Source organism: Sessilibacter sp. MAH1 (assembly GCF_054658315.1).
In genome coordinates this window covers 47,518-69,384 of record NZ_BAAGIC010000011.1, presented here as the reverse complement: position 1 = coordinate 69,384, position 21,867 = coordinate 47,518, and the positions used below count along the sequence as shown (strand labels likewise).

Here is a 21,867-nt window from a genome sequence, read left to right as displayed (position 1 = left end):
ATGAGAAGACATCACCAAAGTTTATTATTTTTGGCCGTGACAACTGCTGCAACGACACCCTTAGCGAATGCCAGTGAATTACAAGATGCGTTTGTGAAAGACGCTAACTTGAGCCTGCAATCACGTTTTGCCACCATCACTCGCGAATTTAAAGAAGCTCCTCAAACCGATCGCGAGCAGTCTGTATTAGGTTTACGTTTTAAATACGAAACCGGGAAAATTGCAGACAGCATTCGCTTGGTAACGTCTATTTATCACGTAGAAGAAGTTTATACGAGCGGAGCCGCGGCCAATGATTTATTACCGGTAAATCCCGCAGGCGATCAAGAAGAACGTTTCACTAAGTTTGGTGAGGCGTATGTTGAGCTAACACCGTTTAAAAATTTCAGCGCTAAAGTGGGTTATCAGCCCATTAAATCTTTATTAAAAAGCAGCTCTGGACAACGTGCAATTCCAGACACCTACCAAGGTATTTCTGCTGCGTATAAATTGGGCGATGTCACACTTTACAGCCAGTGGTACAACAAATGGTCGCGCCGCCACGATAAAGATTCTGAAAAATTCACCACCGATTTAGGCGCAGAGATTGATCATATATGGATTAACGGCCTGACCTATAAAAAAGATGCGTTAACGGTTGACGCGGAAATTTTAAAATCCGCTAATTTTTTGCAAAAAACCGGTTTACGTGCAAGCTACTACTGGCCCCTAGGTGAAGATCAACGTTTTACCGCGAAAGCCGGTGTATTTACTTCTGACGACGATGGTAGTTTATTTGTGGTAGGTGCAGAAGCTGGCGAACTTGATGATGAAGATGCAGCGGCAGTAGGCTCACCAAGTAACAACAATGGCTTTGGAGCCTATGTTCAAGGTATTTGGGATTACCACGACTGGAAATTTACCACTGCGGTCAGTAAATTTGACGAAACTTGGATTGAAGACAACCACTCCGGCGACCATGGTACTAACCCATTCCCAACGCGTTCAATTATTTTTCCAGACTTTTCAAACAGCAATGAAACCGCTTACCTTGTAGGTGTTGAGTACGACTGGCATAAATGGGTTCCGGGTTTAAGCACTGCATTTAATTATTCTAAAGGCGAAGACATTGAAAACAGTGTTGATAAATCTTTGGGTGAAGGCAGTGAAAATTACCGTGAAATTTTTATTAAATACAATCCCAATTGGTTAAAGGGCTTAGCTTTTCAATGGCGTATTCACGATTACCGTGGCAAAAAGACCGGTAACGTAGATGGTGTAAAAGGCGACGATTTCGACAATCGTATTTTTGTGGATTACACCTACAAGTTTTAATTCTCCTTTTCTATAGATCTTGCAAATCTAATCCTGCTGTCATCTTGACACCCCTATTTCGTACCCTCGAATTAGGGGGATTTTTTAATTCGCCGACGATTCGCTATTAACCAACTGCATTAAATTGGCTTCGGAGCGCGATAATCCACAACGTTCGGCTACCTCTTCTGCACTCACACCCTGTTTTAACAAGTGTAAGGCTTCGTTATAAGAACCCGATTGCAAGCGTTGCTGAAAACTAAATTCGTCAGAAAAATTCAAATACCGTGCGTCGAACTCCTCATTAAAGAAATTGCGCTGTGGCTTATTATCGGGTTTTGATTTGCTCTCAGGCCTAGGTTCTTGAACTGCCGAAGCAGAGGTGTACCTCTCGGGATTCGGCGAATCATTGTGTGAAAAATTAGGCCTTGCCTCAAGTTGCTCTACTTTCTGCTGTAAAGTCTTACCGTGTTGCTCAAGATGAACAAGCACCTTGCCCATAGAAACTTGAGCCTGGTTGATGACTGTTATTTCTCTTTTTACAAAACTGGCGAGTTCTTTATGCTGTTGTGAAACCGTTCGAAGACGCCTAAAAACAACGAACAACAAACTGAAACAGAGAACAGCACCAATGCCCAACACCAGAGAAAGAATAATAAGAAAGGAATTAATCATAGAAGAGCCGCTCTTTACGATTTAACGTATGCTTTTTTCAAAGAATGATTAACACAACAATCATTGAATAAGCTAAGAGCGGCTTAATTGGTATTTGTAATTAATATTACAGCGGCATAAAACCTGAGCGCATAATATTAAACTTCCTCAAGTTCAGCCCACTCTTGATCTGTGAGTAGTTTATTCAATTCTATTAATATTAGAAGCTCATCGTTTTTATGGCAAACGCCTTGGATAAATTTAGCACTTTCTTCGTTGCCAACATTAGGGGCAGTTTCAATTTCGGATTGTCGTAGGTAAACAACCTCGGCAACGCTATCGACCAGAATACCAATGACATGCTGATCTGCTTCTATGATGACAATACGGGTGTTATCGGTAATTTCGCCGGGCTCTAAATTAAATCGATTACGGGTATCAATAACCGTCACCACGTTGCCGCGTAAATTTATAATTCCAATCACGTATCCAGGCGCGCCCGGTACAGCAGCGATTTCAGAATAACGCAGCACCTCTTGCACCTGCATCACATTAACACCATAGGTTTCACCAGCGAGTCGGAAGGTTACCCATTGCAAAATTGGATCTTCGTTAACTTTCGCTTTTGTGTTGGTATTACTTGCCATGATTTATTTTCCTGATACCTATTAAGGTTCAAACACATTCAAATTTCTGATTCATTGAATATAGTAGATATTTAAATTATCGACCATTAAAGCGGTTAAAAATAGCTAGTGAGTATATAAGGCTCTTATTGACTAACGACTTATCGATTCTTGTTAGCGTATATTCCTGTTAACTTATATTTCTACTCATTTATATTGGAATAATTAAATCTATCATTTTGCTATAGAAAACTCTGACTATCTCAGAGCTTCTGGTGACATCAGTACGTATCACCAATTTCACGAACGGTAAGTCATTGAAATGGTGAAGACATTGAAAGTCACGTTTTCAAGTTCTGTTCTCTGATGAATTCATGAATGAGTTAATCAGAGACTCTTATCGCAATATTAGCCATACATAATTAATGAACGGATTTCCGCTCCGAATCTAAGACCTTTTTACCTAAATTTGGAATATCTATAAGAGTGCACATTTTTTCTTTAATCATACCGGCGAACCAAGGTCGTTGTTCGTGCAACGAACGCCAATTGACCGAGGCCGGATCTAAACGAAAAGGTTGATCCACTTTATCAACGGCAAATCCCCAGGGAATTTGATCAATTGTAATGACAAATCGATATCGAGATTTGCAACTTGAATTATAACGCTCGGGCATTAACAACAAAGAGGTATCGATAGTTTTCACCCTCCCCGTCTGGGTTTGCATGATTCCCATCATCCAATTTGCTTGGCCAAAAATAGGCGTTAAATTGTTACCTATTTTATAAATTTGTCCGAGGGTTACCAAGGGCACTGCCATAGTTACACCATTGACTTCAAATAAGAAAATATCGAACTTCTTTTGAGCCCATTTAGGCCGCCCATTTTCGGCCCATTCAAAATATTCTCGTATGTCTGGTCGTGTCTTGGTCTTAGTACCTAATTGATCGGCAATGCTGGTTGTTTCTTTAAGATTTACGCCCAATTTGGCAAGCATTATCTCGGCTTGTCGAACCGCCAATGTGGTTTTATCTTGCGTTTTAAGATCAAGCTTTTCTTGAGTTGTTGTTTTTAAAGCAACTTTTTGCTCAACGTTAACATCAACAACAGGTTCTACTTTTGTAGCGACTACTTGTTCTGTTTCTGTCGCAACATTCTGCTGTAGTAACGTTTGCGTTAATGTTGAAGCTTCGGTATTTACTGGCGTTTGCAAAAAAGACTGGGTTAACAACCTTTGTAAATTCTGATTACGTTCGGCGTAATCGATGGGTAATAATTTGGAATCTGTAACCAACAATTGTGATTTTTCTTGGGTATTATTCCTAGACTCAAGCTCAGTAGTGAAATCTTCGTTAGCTTTAGGAACAGTTTGAGAGTCGTAATTTAGCGAAGAGGTTGTAAGCTCTTTATTAGGTGTTTCTATTAAATAATTATTGGTATAAGAGTTGTGATCAGATGTGTTGTGAGTATCAGTACCGAGAGCAGCACCAGCGTCCACTAGAGAGGAATTGTTAACACTAGAATGAGGCGATAACTCAACGAAAAAGTCGGAATGCAAGGTTAACTCAGCTTTCTGTTCTGGATCACGACAAACAGTAGTAGTAACAGAGCCAGTAGTAGTAACAGAGCCAGTGGTAGCATCAAAAGATTCTTCACTCTGCGAACGCTCACGATTACGGTAATAAAATTTTAAATCTTTATCTAATTCACCCAAACGCTCTACTAACTGCGCGCAATGCCTAGTACATTCAAAATCAAAATTTTGTAACGATCGTATTTTTCTTTGAAGTCTGTTGACGATTATTTGAGAAAAAAGAGCCGTAAAAAATTGTGAATCATTTTTTTCGAACGATTTATTCTGCGTTGTATTGGCACAAGCATCTAAAGAATTTTTATCTGAGCAACCTTCTTCTAAAGAACCCTGTTTTAAAGGGCTCTGTTTTAAAGAACCATGCTTTAAAGAATTCTGCTCTGAAGAATTTTGGTATGAAGAGTGCGACTTCTGATGTACTGATAACTCCGGCTTTTCTGACTGTAACTCTCGATCATTATTATTAGCGTCTGAATCACAGTCATGCGTTTCTTGAACCGCTGTTTCGTTGTCTAGCAGTTGAGAAAAATAAGAGTCTAAGGCTTTTTCCGAGCCCTCAAATTCTTGGGGTTCAACCAACGTTTTGCTCCAAATACTCGGTCGAGTCCTGTTGCGAGTCAGGTACTTTTAACAAAAACTTTAATAGCGAGCGATAGGCTGAAACCGCTCGGCCATTTGGATCAAACACGTGTGGTGCTACACCTGCTTTGCTGGCATCACGCAAACGAGTATCCACCGAAATTTTGCCAGCCCAGGCATGATCTGGATATTGGTTTTTAATCAGCCTTAAACTGGTGGTAGAAGCTTGAGTTCGTCGATCAAACATGGTTGGTACAATGGTGTATTCCAACGGCGTTTTACGCGACTTGCTGAGCATACCTAGAGTATGCACCATTCTTTCCAAACCTTTAATGGCTAAATGCTCGGTTTGTACGGGAATAACTAATCGTTCACAGGCGGCCAGTGCGTTAATCATGAGCACACCCAAAATGGGTGGGCTATCAATCAGTATTAAATCGAAGTCTTGTTCGAGAATTTTAACGGTTTTCGAAATAACCAAACCTAAACCGTCTTTACCAATCGCTTGACGCTCAAGGGTTGCGAGAGCCGTTGATGCAGGAATAAAAAATAAATTTTCGAGATTGGTTTTATGTATCAGTTTATTAATCGTATTTTTATCTAGGGTTTTATGGTGCTCAAAGAGGTTATAGGTAGATTCTGTACAGTAATCAGCGTTTAAACCCCAATAACTGGTGAGTGAGCCATGCGGATCAATGTCCAACATAAGTACTTTTAGCCCAGCTTGTGCAGCTAGCCCACCCAGCGCAATAGTTGTGGTCGTTTTACCGACACCACCCTTTTGATTTGCAACACTCCAAACAAGCATCTCGACCTCGATATTATTAATCTGTTTAGCGTCAAACTATTGCCACCTTAATTTTATTCGGTGCAGTTGCGCAGAATAAAGCAAGTTAAATACCTAACTAAGTGCTGTTCTTTCCTAAAAATTTTATAAAACAAACAAAATCATCGAGCAAAAACGGAACTCACACTCTTTATCGGCAGAAACTCAGCCAAATTAATAACATCATAAAATGCTAATTTAATAACTCTCCGGTTAGCTGAGAGTTATTAAATTATCAAAATATTACTCCTATCGCCAGAAACTCAGAATTTATTATAGGAAACTCTGATTAACCAGAGCTTCTCGCGACACAAGGATGTGTCGCCAATTTCAAGAACGGTAAGTGATTGAAATTGTGCAGAAATTGGAAATCGCATTGTCAATTTCTGTCCTCTGATTAAGTCAGGGATGAGTTTATCAGAGGTTCCTACCGTTCTCGAAAAAGACCTCTAGAACTAGATTTGACTGATTAGCGTCTTGGCGTAATCTCGCTAGATGGCTCTTCATTGGTGATTAGAATATTACCATCGTTCAATTGAATAATATTGAGATCGTTCACGGAGTTAATCTCCTCAGACGACGTGTTAGAACTGGAGTTAGCACGAAATACGTTAGTATTATTTTTGTTAATATAGCGGTTGTTAATATCGCGGTTGTTAATACCTTCGTCAGTTTTGTGCTGAATATCAATGGAGTCGCGAATTGTTTGCAAAGGCGTATCTCCTACCGGCTTGGTCAATTCGATTAAGCGATTATTCTTTTCTCTAGCACTTAGATTTTTGTCGGTTAAAATTTGCTGTCTTTGCTGATAATAACGTTTAAATTCTCTGTCGCTACTGATGACTTCTTCGATAATCCGCTTCGCGACTCTGATAACAATTCTCGGATTTTCAACAGAAGATTGCTCACTACTAAAATCAACAACAGGACGCTGGAAACTGTGGCCCACGGCGGTTAAACGCTGTTGATCGATTCCTGATTGAACCATAATCTCAATGGCAGAAGCAGCCCGTGCAGAAGACAACTCCCAGTGACTGGGATAGAAATCGGAGTTAATAGCTAAATTATCGGTATGCCCTTCAACAGAGATCGGATTTTTATAAACAGCCAACACTTTGGCTATTTCGTCGAGCAAAGTTTCCGCAGCGTAATTAGGTTCTGCGCTAGAAGGTAAAAAATAGTCGTGTGTTTTAAGGGTTATGTCATACCAAAACTTGCCATTTTGCACACTCACGTTGCCGCTATTTAAATAATCGCGCAAAGCTTTTTTTAAATCGTTGTCTAATTGCGCAAATATCTCCGTCTCAAGTTTTTGCTCAAGAGCATCCCAATAACTTTTGTCGGCGTCATTAGTGAATACATTCGATTTAGAAAGCACCGCTGGATCATCTTGAGCATCGGAGCTAATCGAGGAGTTGTATTCTGAATTAACGGGAGCCGCAGACGTGGATACACTCGGATCACCGACTTGAATAGGATTCAGTGATTTTTCAGGTTGATTGAATATTGCCTGTAAAACCTGATTGAGCTGTTGATATTTATCTTGATTAACCTGAGAAATAGAATACATCACCACAAAGAAGGCAAAGAGTAGCGTAATAAAATCGGCATAGGAAACCAGCCAGCGCTCGTGATTAACACTTAATTCGGTTTTAGCACGCGATTTAATCATGAGACGCCATACAGATTAAGACTATAAAAACCTCTGAGTAACGCATCCTTGATTTAATCAGAGAGCAAAAATTGAATATACGATCTCCAATTTTTTCAAAACATCAATCACCGTCACTCTTAAAACTACAAACATATTCTCGTACCACTAGAAACTCCAGTGTATTTGGAGCTTTCTATACGATTATTTAATATAACCATTGAGTTTTATTTCAATAAATTTGGGGTTCTCACCTTCAGAAATTGCAATTAAACCGTCGATCATCAATTCTTTAAAGCGCGATTCATGGCCTACACACTGCTTTAGCTTATTTGCAATCGGCAATAGTAATAAATTAGCAAAGGCTACACCGTAGATGGTTGCTACGAAAGCAACGGCAATGCCAGGCCCTAATAACTCCGGATCAGCTAAATTTTGCATAACATGAATTAAACCAATAACGGCGCCAATAATACCAATGGTAGGCGAGTAACCACCCATACTTTCATAAAATTGCACCGCTTGCAGATCGAGTTGTTCTTTTTGAATGAGATCGTTTTCGAGCACCTGACGAATCGATTCAGATTGAGCACCATCGGCCAATAGCATTAGACCTTTTTTTGAGAACATGTCTTTTTCGTGATCGGCTATGGTCTCTAATCCTAACAATCCCTCTTTACGTGCTGTGGCTGCCCAATAGACAATTTTTTTTACTTCGTCGTGAAAATAATATTGCGGCGGTTTAAATACCCAGACAAATACCGACAGCGCCCGTTTTAGGCTTTGCCAAGGTGTCTGTAAAATCGCAGCGCCAAGGGTTCCACCAATAACAATTAATGCCGCCGATTCATTGATCAGTGATTTCCAGCTACCGCCTTCTAAAAAGTTACCGCCAATCAGTGCCGTAAAACCGATAATGACGCCGATGAAACTGAGTTTGTCCAAGATAGTTTACCCGTAATTTTTTGATTGCAGGTGACGAGTTAGGCAATCCACCGTTATTAACGGGATCAGCTAATGAGGATTTTTAAGGTAGGACGCGTTAATAATTAAACGCTTTTTGTAATTGCTCTGGAATTTCGTTTAACGATACCACTTTGTCAGTAAGATTGGCGCGAGCCACAGCCATTGGCATTCCATAAATCACACTGCTGCGCTGATCTTGCGACCAAATAACACCACCTTTTTCCTTCACAATCCGACTGCCTTCGCAGCCATCTGACCCCATTCCCGTTAAAATCATTGCCATAAAACTTGAGCCCCAGGTATTTGCAGCTGAGGCTAAGGTAATATCAACTGATGGTTTATAATTTAATCGGTCGTCACCCGGAAATACATTAATTCGGGTTCGATCTCTAGGGTTTATCATCATCTGTTGACCGCCCGGAGCAAGATAGGCTGTGCCTGGCCGCAACACCATCCCATCTTCTGCAAGAACTACGCGAATGCGACAAGTACTGTTTAAACGCTCGGCAAAAGCACGCGTAAAATTCTCTGGCATATGCTGAATTAATAATATTGGCAGTGAAAAATTCTCCGGCAAACATTTTAATATTTCCGATAACGCCACCGGGCCACCCGTAGACGCTCCCATTGCAATGAGTTTTATTTTACCGTTAAGTTTTTGCGAGCAATGGGGAAATGTTCTGGGTGGTACGATAACTTCGCAATTACGCTCATAATGGTTTTCTAATGCAACCTTGGTTGCCGACTCGGGACGAGTAGCCGGTATAATATTTCGTCGTCGAGCAATTAGTAATAAGCGTTGATGTAATTTGCGTTTTAATTCTTGCGGGTTTTTCGAAATTTCCGAAAAGCTTTTCGGCATAAAATCAACCGCCCCAGCATCGAGGGCATCTAGAGTTAATTTTGCACCTTCGTAGGTTAACGCAGATAGCATTAAAATCGGAGTTGGACGCTGTGCCATAATTTTACGAACGGCCTTTAACCCGTCCATTAATGGCATTTCGTAGTCCATGGTGATAACGTCGGGCTTTTTTTCAAGCGTCAAAGCAAGGGCCTGTTTGCCATTACCCGCGATACCAATAACTTTTAATTGAGGATGCTCGTCAATAATGGCGGCAAGTCTATTTTGAAAAAATAAAGAGTCATCGACAATTAAAACATTAATAGCCATATACCTAGACACCTGATGAGCTCTATCAGCGTAATTGGGATGCACCTTCTCACGACACCGTTATTATTCACACACAATTTCGTAACATTACAACCAATGAGCGAATACAAGACTATGGAATTTCTGATCAACTCACCCATAATTTAATCAGAGGGAAAATATTGAAAATGCCCCTACCAATGTCTTCACAACTTTAGGAACCTCTGATTAACTCATCCCTGATTTAATCAGAGGGCAGAAATTGAAAATGCGATTTCCAATTTCTTCACAATTTCAATCACTTACCGTTCTTGAAATTGGCGACACATCCTTGTGTCGCTGGAAACTTTAGGTTCATCAGAGTTTCCTTTAAATTAGCCATTCTAGAAAATTAAGATGCACCCTTGCGTCGCAAGAAACTCTGGATTAATCAAAGTCTCTTGAAACTAAGCAGCATTACCAGCGTAGCGTTTCAACATACTTGGAACATCTAAAATTAATGCGATTCTTCCATCACCGGTAATTGTCGCACCGGCCATACCCGGTGTGCCATGCAACATTTTGCCAAGCGGTTTAATTACTACTTCTTCTTGACCAATTAACTGATCAACAACAAAACCGACTCGCTGAGTACCCACCGAAACAATGACAATGTGACCTTCTTTTGGTGGTGTCGCGTAAGCTGCGCTACGAATTAACCAACGTTTTAAGTGAAATAACGGTATCGCTTTTTCGCGAATGGTGACACATTCTTGGCCATCAACAATGTTGGTGCGACTTAAATCCATATGGAAGATTTCATCAACATTAACTAAGGGTAATGCGAATGTTTGATCGTCCAACATAATCATCAGCGTTGGCATAATGGCCAAGGTTAAAGGCACTTTAATATAAAGTTTAGTACCTTCGTCAACGACCGAATCAATTTCTATGGTGCCATTGAGTTGGGTGATTTTGGTTTTCACCACATCCATACCAACACCACGGCCGGATACATCAGATATTTCTTGTTTGGTCGAAAAGCCGGGAGCAAAAATTAACGCAAAAGCCTCTTGATCGGATAAACGCGCTGCCGCGTCTTCATCCAATACACCCTTGGCCACAGCAATGGATTTAAGTTTATTCGGGTCCATACCACCGCCATCATCGGTGATGGCTAATAAAATATGGTCACCCTCTTGCTGGGCAGACAATACAACTCGGCCAACGCGTGGTTTACCTTTTTGCTCGCGCACATCCGGTAATTCAATACCATGATCCACCGAGTTTCGAACCAAATGCACCAAGGGATCAGCCAAAGCTTCTACCAGGTTTTTATCGAGATCGGTTTCTTCACCGACAAGCTCAAGACTAATTTCTTTTCCTAAACTGCGTGCAAGATCGCGCACAACCCGTGGGAAACGCCCAAACACTTTCTTAATGGGCTGCATTCGGGTTTTCATAACCGCGGTTTGTAAATCGGCGGTAACAACATCTAAATTAGAAACGGCTTTTGATAATACCTCATCGCCTTTTTCATCACCCAAGCGAACCAACCGATTGCGCACCAATACCAACTCGCCGACCATATTCATAATATCGTCGAGACGTTGCGTATCAACACGCACCGTGGTTTCGGCAGCCGGCGCAGCCGCTTCTTTGGGTGCGGCCGCCGGTGGCGATGCCGGTTTAGCTGCACTCGCTTTAGCACCACCGGGAACGGCAACAAGCTCAGGTTTTGCAGCGGCGGTGCTGGGTTTTCCGGTACCAGGAACCGCCTTAATAGCGGCACTCTTATCTGGCTCGGAGGCTTTGGTAGTTGCTGGTTTTTTCGGTGCAGCAGGTGCTTTTGCGGCGGTTTTTACGGGTTCTTTTTTCGGCTCTGACTTTTCTGCTTTAACGTCTGATTTCTCAGATACAGTCTCTTTCGATTCTGTTGCTTTTGGTGCAGTTGTATTTTTCGGCGGTGATGAGGCGGCCTTAGTACTAGCGACCTTGGTATCTGAACTACCAGCGCCTGGTCCTTTGCCAGCACCGTGCAATTGATCTAATAACGCCTCAAACTCATCTTCGGTAATGGTATCGTCGTTGGCTTTCGCTTTAGCTTTTGGAGATTCGGATTTTGGTTTTGCAGCTTTGGGCGCAGGCGCTTTTACCTCTTCTGCTTTTACATCTTCGGTTTTTTCTTCTTTTGGATTGGCGTTTTCGACCTTTTCTGCCTCAGCCGCAGGAGCTGCCTTAGCCGATGAATTAGATTTATCTTGACCACCCGGGCCTTTGCCTTGACCGTGAATTTGATCTAAGAGTTTTTCAAATTCGTCTTCGGTAATTAAATCAGAGTTTCCACCCGCGGATTTTTTAGACTTGGCCTTTTCACCGGATTTGTCATCGGCAGGCGCAGCTTCTGATTTTTCTGGTGCAGCTTTTTTAGATTCGCCAACACTTGGACCTTTACCTTCGCCGTGCAACTGATCAAGAAGCGCTTCAAACTCATCGTCGGTGATTTCGTCGGATTCAGTTTTCTTTACAACCGGAGAATTCTTAGCAGTGGTAGATTTTACGGCGGGTTTAGCTGCCCCGTCTTCATCTTCGTCGGCGATTGCATCCAACAAGTTAGCTATTGCACTGTCAGAAAAATCGTCACTACTCGCTGAGGGCTGCGAGTCTTGTGCATCGAGTTCTACTTCATCAATATCGGCTTGTGCATTGAACTCGGAGTCTTGAGGTTCGTCTTCTGAAATATCTTGCTCTGATACGTCTTCATCTACAACGACGTCTTCTTCGTAGGCTTCTTCGTCAACGGATTCTTCTTCGACAACTTCTTCATCAACAACTTCTTCATCGGAAGCTTCGAGTAAATCCTCGCAGGCGACTAATCTTTCGAGTGATTCAATTAAAGACTCATCTGCGGGTGATGGTTCAACACGATTTTGAACCTGATCAAATTGTGAATTAACAGCATCCAGCGCTTGCAGCACCACGTCCATCAATTCGGAAGTTACTTCGCGTTTACCATTGCGTAAAATATCGAATAAATTTTCCGTTACATGGCAGCATTCAACCATTGGCGCAATTTGCAGGAAGCCAGCACCGCCTTTGACCGTATGAAAACCACGGAATATCGCGTTTAATAAATCACGATCATCTGGACGTTGCTCAAGCTCTACCAGTTGCTCGGAAAGCGTCTCGAGGATTTCGCCAGCTTCTACTAAGAAGTCTTGCAAAATCTCTTCATCATCGCCGAACCCCATTCACTGCTCCTCTCGCCAAAACGATTTATTCAGTCGTTTTTATTCTTAAAATATCAAATCTATTAAAAGCCTAAACTTGATAATAAATCGTCAACTTCATCTTGACTGGCCATAACATCTGGACGATGTTTTGCCTGAATTTGCGGGCCTTCGCCGTTTGCCGATTTCTTCTCGGCAGCTTCTTTATCTGCTTTTGATCGAAACCCAGCAACATCTTCTACTTGTCCGGCAATACGAACTAGCTGCACCAGTTCGCCTTCAACATCAGAAATAAGACCAATTACTTTTTTCAGAACTTGGCCGGTTAAATCTTGGTAGCCCTGTTCCAAAATAATATCTTGTAAATTTAAACCCAGTTGCTCTGCGCCTGTACCAATACGCGCAAGAAATTCATCCATGCGATAGTACAATTGCCGAAATTCATCTGGGCCCATTTCACGACGCTTAAAGCGTTTCCACTCTTCTCGCAATTGCGCCGACTCAGTAATGATTTCGGCAGCAATAGGCGCTGAAGCTTCAACGCGATCCATCGTTTTATCAGCGGCGTCTTGAGTTAATTTAAGAACGTAGTTAAGCCGGTCTGATGCATCGCTGATATGAGATTTATCCGACAACGTGGAGTCATTATCCGAATTTGCATCAACGTTAAAATTAACAATAGCGTTATGCAAAGCACGAGTTAATTTACCGACACTGTTAAAAATTAAGCTGTCGCGTTGTTGATTTAATTTCGATATCACTTCGCTTGCATCGTGATAATCTTCGTTCTGTAATTTCTCAAGCAACATTTGCGCAGCTTCACGAAGATCTTCGACTGCTCGATTCGGGTCTTTCGAGAATTGATTAGAATCCATAACTAAACCTGTGGAAATGAGTTAACCGACGCGATCAAAAATCTTTTCGATTTTTTCCTTTAGAGCTTGAGCTGTAAACGGTTTTACAACATAACCATTCACACCGCTTTGGGCCGCTTCAATAATTTGTTCCCGCTTTGCTTCGGCGGTCACCATCAACACCGGTAAACTGCTAAGACGTTCATCTGCTCTGACTTGCCTGAGCAACTCAATACCGGTCATTCCCGGCATATTCCAGTCCGTCACCAAAAAATCGAAATCGCCGTTTTTAAGCATCGGCAACGCCGTTTGGCCATCATCAGCTTCTTGCGTATTAGTGAACCCTAAATCACGCAATAGATTTTTAATGATCCGCCGCATAGTAGAAAAATCATCGACTATGAGGATTTTCATATTTTTATCCAATGTAACCTCCATAGGCCCTGGTCGAGGGAAACCGATTCAATACAAAGTCTAGTAGCAGTTTGTGCGGTATCCAGTTTTTTAAGGATAGCGATTACCAATATTCGGGTATTGATCAACCGCGGACATAATCTGTAGGGTTTAATGAAATCAAATACCTAAATCTTGTACAAAAAAAGCGTAATAACACTCAATCTGAATTTTTACTAAATAAATCTCTTTTCAATAAAAACCCGATTGTTAAAATAAATTAGAATAAAGAAGCTCTGATTAACCTCGGCCTAGTCACCGCACCAGGTGCATTGATAACCGCGACACGATAAGCAATTGAAATGATAAAGAAATTACACATTACATTTTCAATTTCGTTCTTCAGTAAAAATTGCGACCGGGTTAATCAGAGATTCCTAAATATTCCTAGCTATAAATGTCACGCTCGTTCTATAAAACTGTTTCTATAGGATAGTTTCGGCTTTAAACGACTTTTTTTTAGAATAAAGCAAAAAAATTATCTTAATTATTCACAAGATTGGGAAAGCTACAAAATATTTAATTTGAATGGGATTTTGTTCAAGAAAAAAAGTCACGGTAAATTTGGCAAAAAATTAGAGGGGTCTGTCGTTATTCAGAATTGCCATTGAATAAAAGAGATTCGCAGAGAACCATGAAAGGCACAAACGGGTCACTATCTTTTGTCAGCGATTTAATTTAACCGAATAAATCGTTACTTATTTTTATGAATTCGTAATTATCACTCCGAAATTACCCAATCTTGAAGACGACCACGTAAACGCAGTGCAGCCTGACTGTGAATTTGACTGACTCGCGATTCACTTACGCCTAATATCTGCCCAATTTCTTTAAGATTCAACTCTTCATCGTAATATAGCGCTAAAACCAGCTGTTCGCGCTCTGGCAGCGATTTAATCGCCTCGGCCAAGCATTTACGCAGATTATCTTTTTGCAGGCCTACAAATGGACTGAGATTACCATCGCTGGCACTGTCGTGCTCAATACGGCTGTCGTCTTCGCCTACGGCCTCTTCATAACTGAACAAGCGTGTACTGGTGCTATCTTGCAAAATCGCGTGATATTCTTCTAAGCTCACTTCCAATTCGTCGGCCACTTCTTTATCAGTCGCATCGCGGCCTGTGCGTGCTTCAATTTGCGCAATGGCGTCTTGAACGCGTCTGGCATTACGATGCACCGAACGCGGCGCCCAATCACCTCTGCGCATTTCATCCACAATGGCGCCACGAATGCGAATTCCTGCGTAGGTTTCAAAACTCGCACCCTTACTGGCATCGTATTTTTGCGATGCTTCAATTAAGCCAATCATTCCAGCTTGAATTAAATCTTCAACTTGCACACTCGCCGGCATTCTCATCATCATGTGATGGGCAATACGTTTTACCAAACTCGCATACTGTTCTATGTCGATCGCCGGTTGAAGTTGCGCTTGATCATACATTGCTAATCCGTCCACAGCAGCCATAGTTAAACCTCCACATGTGCAGTATGCAAAAGCCGTTCAACGAAAAACTCCAAGTGCCCTCTTGGGCCACTTGGCAGCGGCCAACTTATAACTTTTTGAGCAATACCTTTAATTGCCTGGGAAGCACGACTGCGTGGCAGAGCGGTCATTAACGGCGTTTGCTTTTGTACGGCTTTACGTACGCTTTCATCAAAAGGAATATGGCCGAGATACTGTAATGTGACATCTAAAAAGCGATCACATACGGTTTGTAATTTATTAAACAGGTTTTGCCCTTCGTTAACGGTGCGCGTCATATTAGCAACCACCCGAAAACGCGATTGTTGATATTCACTGTTAAGTAACTTAATTAACGCGTAGGCATCGGTAATGGATGAAGGCTCATCACACACGACAACAATGACTTCGTTGGACGCATTTACAAAGCTGACAACCGTATCTGAAATTCCCGCTGCGGTATCGATAACCAAAATATCCAATTGCTGATCAAGCGTATTAAATGCATTAATTAATGCGGCATGTTGCTGGGCGCTTAATTGCGTCATGTTTTGAACACCGGATGAGGCCGGAACAATTTTTATTCCTCCAGGGCCGGTCAACAAAATATCTTGCAGATCACATACGCCATTTAATACATCCGCTATGTTGTGCTTAGCTCTCAAACCCAACAGCACATCTACATTAGCCAATCCTAAATCAGCATCGAGCAATACCACTCGTCTTTGCATTTCGGCCAAGGCAATGCTCAAATTCACTGAAAGGTTGGTTTTACCAACACCACCCTTTCCACCAGTTACGGCTATGACTTGAACAGGACGAGAGTAGCTCATAGAAACTCCAAATAACTCAATATAATTATTGCTAAATATAAATGAAATCTAATCTATCTACAGGAAACACCGATCAACCTAGGGTCTCCCGGTGGCATAAAAAGATGTACCACCAATACCAACACAAACTATCTACAAATAAATACCGAAGCAGAAAACCCATTAAACTGTGTAAAACAACAAGCAGTATTTTTAAATTTAGCACAGACTTAACTAAGCACACGCTCTTGAGCGCCGATAAACACAGTTAGGCTTGGACTTTTTCGTAATTATTTACGTCTTCAGTAATCCCAAAATTAGCAGGGGCTAATTGAGCGGATTTTTTCGCCGGCGCAATTGCTTCTAATGCTTTGGCGATAAGTTTTTTGTGAACGGGGAACTCAATGTCTTTTGGCACATTTTGTCCATTTGTCAAATAAGCAATGGGTAATTTTGATTCTATGACACAATCTAAACTATCACCCAAACTGCAACACTCATCTAATTTGGTCAGTACCAACGCTTGCGCATCAAGATCGTTAGCAACACTTAATATGTTTTTTTGAAAAGCCTTTTGCGAATTTGTGGTCATGACAAATATTTTGGCAACAAAATCATGGTTTTTAAATTCGTTAAACCAAAGATTATTGTCCAAGTCACGAATATTAATTCCTGGGGAATCAATTAAAATCAAATCGCAATAGGTTAGCGAAAACAATGCTTCGTTCAACTGCCGGCCCGTAGTGACAACATGCAGAGGAATTTGCAATATATGCGATAAACTCTTTAACTGGCTTTGCGAACCCAAACGTTCATTATCGGTAGAAATAATAGCGATACCGTGGCGGCCGTGCTCCAAAATATGTTGGGTTGCGAGTTTAGCGATGGTGGTGGTTTTACCGGCTCCGGTAGGGCCAATAAAGGCATAGCGACCGCCTTGTTTAACAATATCAATAGTGCTTAACGGTAAATTTGATTTTAAATATTTTAGCGCTTTAAGCCAAACATCGCGGCCCGTTTCACCAGCTTTCATAACAACATGGTTTAACAGCTGGGTAATAAATTCTTCACCAAAACCCATCTTAGAAAAACGTTTTTCCAAAATCATTTGATAGCTTTTTAACGATCTCCCGTTACTCTGTTTAAGCTGCAACTCCAGAAGCTCACGCATATCATTAAGTTCAGATTGCAAGTTTTTAATATCACCCGAGTTATCAATAACCGTTGCCGTACGAACGGACTCCGGCGATCTGCTTGGCTTAGTTAAACTGTTTTCATTCTGCTGCGATAATTGCTGTATTGCGCGTTGTAGATTCTGATTAGATGGCGAATTCACATCTGCACTTTTTTCGTCTCGATGAATGACCGAATTGTTTAGGGAATTTTGTACCTCATCAGTACTAGGGTTTTGACGAGATTTAACCGCATCGTGACTATTGTTAATCGTCGCCCGGTTTCTATTAACCGTTTCTTGATTGCTGATATTGCCTTGCGGATTAGTATTTTCTTGACGATTAGCGTTTTCTTGACGATTAGATTTGGCTTTTTCCAAAAAAGAGACAACATCTGCCATCGACGGCGTACCTTTTGAAAATAATTCGTCGATAATTTCATCGGCTTCACTACGATGTTTTGTGTTGCGTGATAAATTAACAACAGCGGCGGAACTTTTATAGCTAGAACGTTTCTGCACGGGATTAGAAGAATAACGTTGTGCTTGTTGTTTTTTCTGAGCATCTAATTGGCGAGATAAATAGGAGACATTTTCTTCTGCCTTGTTTGCAAGGTTATCTGCACCGGTTATTTTTCGCCCTGACTCAGGTTTTTTACCGGAGGTTACATAACCTTCTGATTCGGTTAAAAAGGTAAATTCTCCAGTATCGGCTAAACCTTCGTATTTAGAAAAAACACTCTGATGGGACTCAGCATTGTCCTTAACGTCTAACCATTGCGTGCAATCATCAGCGGTCGCAAGTATTTCAACATATTTGCCTTGTTTAGTGTTCGATAAAATAACAGCATCTTCACCCAGTTCAGCGCGCACCATTTCAAGCGCCCTTCGCATATCAGCCGCTTTAAACCGTTTAACTTGCATAGATACCGCCTATTTATAGTGAAAACATCGAACAATTGCTAAAAATCTAGCGACTATGTTAATGCTGTGAATTACCGTTATTGCCAGATATTCCGATTATGGTTCCCGAAACCGTTATGGATTTATTTTCTGGAATTTCTGCATAGGCTAAAACTGTTGCATCTACCGCTAAAGATCGACAGAGTTTTAAAAGTAAACTTCTGAGAACACCTGCCACGAGAATAATTGCCGGTTTATTGGCAATTTCCTGCCGTTGTAGATTCTCGCGAATTGATCTCTGCATTGCTTCTATTAACGCGGGCTCGATAAAACCTGTTTCATCAGCGCCAGTTTTTTGTGCCTGTTGATTAGCTTTGAGCAAAAGCTGTTCCAGCTCCGGTTGAAGGGTAATTACCGGCAATGCTTCATCACTTTTAACCAGTGCATAAATAATTTGACGACACAAGGCCACACGTGCAGCCGAGGTCAATTGTTCACTGTCGGTAGTTTTTTCACTGGCAGCCAACAAGGCTTCGCAGATGGAACGAAAATCTTTTATGGCAACGCCTTCTCGCAATAAATTTTGACACACCTTTAAAACGGCATTTAGCGAGAGTTTATCGGGTACCAATTCTGATACGAGTTTGGGCGATGTTTTGGCGAGTTGGTCTAGCAGTTTTTGAACGTCTTCGTGACCAATTAATTCATGGGTGTGTTTCAGTAAAATCTGATTTAAATGCGTTGCGACAACAGTACTAGCGTCAACAACGGTGTAACCTAAGGTCTGAGCTTCGTCTTTTTTGGTCAGATCAATCCATATTGCTGGCAAACCAAAAGCCGGATCTTTGGTGGCAATGCCGTCAATTTCACCAATGGTTTGACCGGGGTTAATAGCCAGGTCACGATCTGAAAAAATTTCGGCCTCACCCAAACAAACACCCATTAACAAGATCCGGTAACTGCTCGGCGAGAGATCGAGATTATCTTTGATATGAACACTTGGAATTAAAAAGCCTTTTTCCTGAGACAGCTTTTTTCGAATGCCTTTTATGCGTTTTAAAAGCTCTCCACCCTGAGGTTTATTCACCAGCGGAATTAAACGATAGCCGACTTCTAAACCAATTAAATCCACCGGCTGCACATCGTCCCAGCTTAACTCTGTATTTTCTGGTCGAGCGTCAATTATTTCGCCGCCTTCTTGATTGGGAAGTGAAGGACGATTACCGGGTGCACCCGAAGAAGGATTATAACTACCGTCGGCAACTTCAAGTGTCTGCTTGTCTTTTTTATAAATAAAATACGCTAACACGCCACAAACAATAGCAAGCCCAATAAATGGCACATGAGGCATACCGGGAATAACACCCATTAAAAATAACACACCTGCTGAAACGGCCAAGGCTTTGGGAGAGTCAAACATCTGACTCAATACCTGCGAGCGCACATCCTCTGAACTGTTAACACGCGTAACCATAATGGCGGCGGCGGTTGATAACAATAACGACGGAATTTGAGCAACTAAACCATCACCTATGGTTAATAAAATGTATTTTTCCAGCGCGTCGGTGAAGGTTAAACCGTGTTGGGCCATGCCTATGCCCAATCCACCGATAATATTTATAAGCAGAATTAAAATACCGGCAACGGCGTCACCACGCACAAACTTACTAGCACCGTCCATGGCACCGTAAAAGTCTGCCTCGTTGGAAACTTCTTCGCGTCGAGTTTTTGCTTCTTCTTGATCAATTAAACCGGCGTTTAAGTCGGCGTCGATTGCCATTTGTTTACCAGGCATTGCATCTAAGGTAAAGCGTGCGCTGACCTCCGAAATTCGGCCAGCACCTTTGGTTACCACCACAAAGTTAATAATCATTAAAATAATGAAAACAACCAAACCAACCGCGTAATTACCACCAATAACCACTTCACCGAATGCCTGAATCACTTTACCGGCCGCATCGCCGCCCTCGTGACCATTGAGTAAAACAACACGGGTTGAGGCAACGTTTAACCCAAGCCTTAATAAAGTTGCTATTAATAATATGGTTGGAAAAACCGCGAACTCTAGTGGACGTAAGCTGTAAACGCTGACCAAAAGAACCACAATCGACAAGGCAATATTAAACGAGAAGAAGACATCCAATAAAAATGATGGTAATGGCAAAGTCATCATGCCAAGCATCATTAACAGTAAAATAGGTACGCCTAAATTACCGTTAATTATTGAACGGCCGTTAACATAAGCTCGATTAATAGAACTTCTGGTAATTTTCGGACGATTAACGCTTAAAAAACGGGGTAGCTGCATAGATTCTGACAATCAAAATATTGACGGTTTTAAAATAACAACAGCAATGCGCAATTAAAATACCAAGTGCAAAATTGTGATGACAATATTAACGCAGTTATTTTGAACAACAGGTCAGATACGCAAGAGGTTTAACCTTTAAAAAAGGCAGAACGTAAATACGATTTAGTCCGCAATTTTTAGTGGTATAAAAAGGCATTAGTATGGTGATGGTAAAAGGTTATTTATCGAACGTGTATTCTTTGGGTATGGGATACTTTTTGGGAGCTTTGGGCCGCTTGGCCTTACCGCGGCGATACTGCCGCAATTGAAAAATATACGCTAATACCTGTGCGACAGCCAAATACAAACCCGCGGGTATTTCTTTATCGACTTCTGTGGTGTAAAAAATGGCGCGCGTTAATGCTGGAGCTTGTAAAATTTCAACCGAATGAGCGTTGGCTATTTCTCTGATTTTAAGCGCAATAAAATCTCCACCTTTAGCAACGACTAGCGGTGTTTTCATGGTGGCAGGATCGTACTTAAGCGCTACCGAAAAATGCGTTGGATTGGTAAGTATGACATCCGCGGTAGGAACCTCTTGCATCATTCTATTATTCGCCAGATCTCTTTGCAGACGCCGAATTCTTCCTTTAACTTCAGGGCGACCTTCAGAATCTTTCATCTCGTCTCTAACTTCTTGCATCGACATTTTTAGGTTTTTATTGTTTTCCCATAATTGAAATGGAATATCGATGGCTGCGATGATAAGTGTCGAGCAAGATAACAACAGGGCCGAAATAATTAAAATAAAAATAGAATCGTGAATCGCAACATTGAAGGGTAGATCAGACAAGTGAACAATATCATTGCGGCGTTGATATAACACGATGATTGCAATTGCGACCACCAAACCCACTTTGCCCAAGGATTTTACCAATTCAACCAATGCTTTTACGGAGAACATGCGTTTTAAGCCAGACAGCGGATTCATTCGGCTGCCTTTAGGCATTAACGATTTAGAGCTAAACAACCATCCACCCAAACCCAGAGGAGCAGCAAATGCGATAATCAACAAAATAATAAAAATGGGAATTAATGAAAACAAACCTTCTTTTACTGCCGAAGAAAGCGCAACAAACATATAATTAGTGTCAAAACTGCTTTCGCGCCCAAAGGTAAAACCACGAATAAAAATGCCGTTAATCCGCACACTAAGATAACTGCCAAAGAAATATAAGGCCGCGGTAGCACCAATTAAAATGGCGCTGGTAGCTAATTCTTTGGATCTGGGAACCTGACCTTCATCGCGAGCTTTTTCTAGGCGTTTTGCGGTTGGTTCCTGCGACTTTTCTTGACTATCGTCTTCTGCCACGATA

16 protein-coding genes are annotated in these 21,867 nt (G+C 41.5%); 1 reads left to right on the top strand and 15 read right to left on the bottom strand.

Annotation, left to right across the window (positions count from 1 at the left end; translation table 11 throughout):
* A complete protein-coding gene (locus tag ACYQ28_RS12090; protein ID WP_460050560.1) occupies positions 1 to 1,314 on the top strand; it encodes an OprD family outer membrane porin in 1,314 nt (437 codons plus the stop codon).
* Positions 1,315 to 1,398: 84 nt separating this feature from the next.
* On the opposite strand, the gene ACYQ28_RS12085 is transcribed toward ACYQ28_RS12090, so the two are convergent.
* From ACYQ28_RS12085 to flhB, 15 genes are all read right to left on the bottom strand, one after another.
* Positions 1,399 to 1,968 (bottom strand): DUF2802 domain-containing protein, encoded by a 570-nt coding sequence (locus ACYQ28_RS12085; protein ID WP_460050558.1) that lies wholly within the window; start codon positions 1,966 to 1,968, stop codon positions 1,399 to 1,401.
* 137 nt (positions 1,969 to 2,105) lie between these two features.
* On the bottom strand, positions 2,106 to 2,594 hold the full coding sequence (locus tag ACYQ28_RS12080) for a chemotaxis protein CheW (protein ID WP_460050556.1): 489 nt from the start codon (positions 2,592 to 2,594) through the stop codon (positions 2,106 to 2,108).
* Positions 2,595 to 2,995: 401 nt separating this feature from the next.
* On the bottom strand, positions 2,996 to 4,744 hold the full coding sequence (locus tag ACYQ28_RS12075) for a chemotaxis protein CheW (protein WP_460050554.1): 1,749 nt from the start codon (positions 4,742 to 4,744) through the stop codon (positions 2,996 to 2,998).
* Positions 4,737 to 5,552, bottom strand: coding sequence for a ParA family protein (locus tag ACYQ28_RS12070; RefSeq protein ID WP_460050552.1), 816 nt, complete (start codon positions 5,550 to 5,552; stop codon positions 4,737 to 4,739). The genes ACYQ28_RS12075 and ACYQ28_RS12070 overlap by 8 nt, the downstream gene beginning before the upstream one ends.
* Before the next feature lie 487 nt (positions 5,553 to 6,039).
* On the bottom strand, positions 6,040 to 7,242 hold the full coding sequence (locus ACYQ28_RS12065) for a flagellar motor protein MotB (protein ID WP_460050551.1): 1,203 nt from the start codon (positions 7,240 to 7,242) through the stop codon (positions 6,040 to 6,042).
* Between the two features lie 183 nt (positions 7,243 to 7,425).
* On the bottom strand, positions 7,426 to 8,166 hold the full coding sequence (locus ACYQ28_RS12060) for a flagellar motor protein (RefSeq protein WP_460050549.1): 741 nt from the start codon (positions 8,164 to 8,166) through the stop codon (positions 7,426 to 7,428).
* 97 nt (positions 8,167 to 8,263) lie between these two features.
* On the bottom strand, positions 8,264 to 9,358 hold the full coding sequence (locus ACYQ28_RS12055; RefSeq protein ID WP_460050547.1) for a protein-glutamate methylesterase/protein-glutamine glutaminase: 1,095 nt from the start codon (positions 9,356 to 9,358) through the stop codon (positions 8,264 to 8,266).
* A gap of 425 nt (positions 9,359 to 9,783) precedes the next feature.
* A complete protein-coding gene (locus ACYQ28_RS12050; RefSeq protein WP_460050545.1) occupies positions 9,784 to 12,567 on the bottom strand; it encodes a chemotaxis protein CheA in 2,784 nt (927 codons plus the stop codon).
* A 62-nt stretch (positions 12,568 to 12,629) separates the two neighbouring features.
* Entirely contained in the window at positions 12,630 to 13,421 is a 792-nt protein-coding gene (locus tag ACYQ28_RS12045; protein ID WP_460050543.1) for a protein phosphatase CheZ, read from the bottom strand.
* A 21-nt stretch (positions 13,422 to 13,442) separates the two neighbouring features.
* Complete coding sequence (gene cheY, locus ACYQ28_RS12040; protein ID WP_460050541.1) at positions 13,443 to 13,826, bottom strand: chemotaxis response regulator CheY; 384 nt, start codon at positions 13,824 to 13,826, stop codon at positions 13,443 to 13,445.
* Positions 13,827 to 14,574: 748 nt separating this feature from the next.
* The gene (locus tag ACYQ28_RS12035; protein WP_460050539.1) at positions 14,575 to 15,318 is read right to left on the bottom strand and encodes an RNA polymerase sigma factor FliA; all 744 of its coding nucleotides are present in this window, start codon (positions 15,316 to 15,318) and stop codon (positions 14,575 to 14,577) included.
* Between the two features lie 2 nt (positions 15,319 to 15,320).
* A complete protein-coding gene (locus tag ACYQ28_RS12030) occupies positions 15,321 to 16,148 on the bottom strand; it encodes a MinD/ParA family protein (protein ID WP_460050537.1) in 828 nt (275 codons plus the stop codon).
* Positions 16,149 to 16,395: 247 nt separating this feature from the next.
* Positions 16,396 to 18,222: a flagellar biosynthesis protein FlhF gene (locus ACYQ28_RS12025; protein WP_460050535.1), complete on the bottom strand. Its 1,827-nt coding sequence runs from the start codon at positions 18,220 to 18,222 to the stop codon at positions 16,396 to 16,398.
* Positions 18,223 to 18,280: 58 nt separating this feature from the next.
* Positions 18,281 to 20,509 carry a flagellar biosynthesis protein FlhA gene (flhA, locus tag ACYQ28_RS12020; RefSeq protein WP_460050533.1) on the bottom strand — a complete coding sequence of 743 codons (2,229 nt, stop codon included), beginning with the start codon at positions 20,507 to 20,509 and terminating at the stop codon, positions 18,281 to 18,283.
* A 220-nt stretch (positions 20,510 to 20,729) separates the two neighbouring features.
* A complete protein-coding gene (flhB, locus tag ACYQ28_RS12015; RefSeq protein WP_460050531.1) occupies positions 20,730 to 21,863 on the bottom strand; it encodes a flagellar biosynthesis protein FlhB in 1,134 nt (377 codons plus the stop codon).
* Positions 21,864 to 21,867: the final 4 nt, after the last annotated feature.

Bases quoted from the DNA above. Each gene is read 5' to 3' on its own strand.
- flhA (WP_460050533.1), bottom strand. From the start codon at position 20,509: ATGCAGCTACCCCGTTTTTTAAGCGTTAATCGTCCGAAAATTACCAGA.
- ACYQ28_RS12030 (WP_460050537.1), bottom strand. From the start codon at position 16,148: ATGAGCTACTCTCGTCCTGTTCAAGTCATAGCCGTAACTGGTGGAAAG.
- ACYQ28_RS12080 (WP_460050556.1), bottom strand. From the start codon at position 2,594: ATGGCAAGTAATACCAACACAAAAGCGAAAGTTAACGAAGATCCAATT.
- ACYQ28_RS12045 (WP_460050543.1), bottom strand. From the start codon at position 13,421: ATGGATTCTAATCAATTCTCGAAAGACCCGAATCGAGCAGTCGAAGAT.
- ACYQ28_RS12085 (WP_460050558.1), bottom strand. From the start codon at position 1,968: ATGATTAATTCCTTTCTTATTATTCTTTCTCTGGTGTTGGGCATTGGT.
- ACYQ28_RS12035 (WP_460050539.1), bottom strand. From the start codon at position 15,318: ATGGCTGCTGTGGACGGATTAGCAATGTATGATCAAGCGCAACTTCAA.
- ACYQ28_RS12025 (WP_460050535.1), bottom strand. From the start codon at position 18,222: ATGCAAGTTAAACGGTTTAAAGCGGCTGATATGCGAAGGGCGCTTGAA.
- ACYQ28_RS12090 (WP_460050560.1), top strand. From the start codon at position 1: ATGAGAAGACATCACCAAAGTTTATTATTTTTGGCCGTGACAACTGCT.
- ACYQ28_RS12055 (WP_460050547.1), bottom strand. From the start codon at position 9,358: ATGGCTATTAATGTTTTAATTGTCGATGACTCTTTATTTTTTCAAAAT.
- ACYQ28_RS12050 (WP_460050545.1), bottom strand. From the start codon at position 12,567: ATGGGGTTCGGCGATGATGAAGAGATTTTGCAAGACTTCTTAGTAGAA.
- ACYQ28_RS12070 (WP_460050552.1), bottom strand. From the start codon at position 5,552: ATGCTTGTTTGGAGTGTTGCAAATCAAAAGGGTGGTGTCGGTAAAACG.
- ACYQ28_RS12065 (WP_460050551.1), bottom strand. From the start codon at position 7,242: ATGATTAAATCGCGTGCTAAAACCGAATTAAGTGTTAATCACGAGCGC.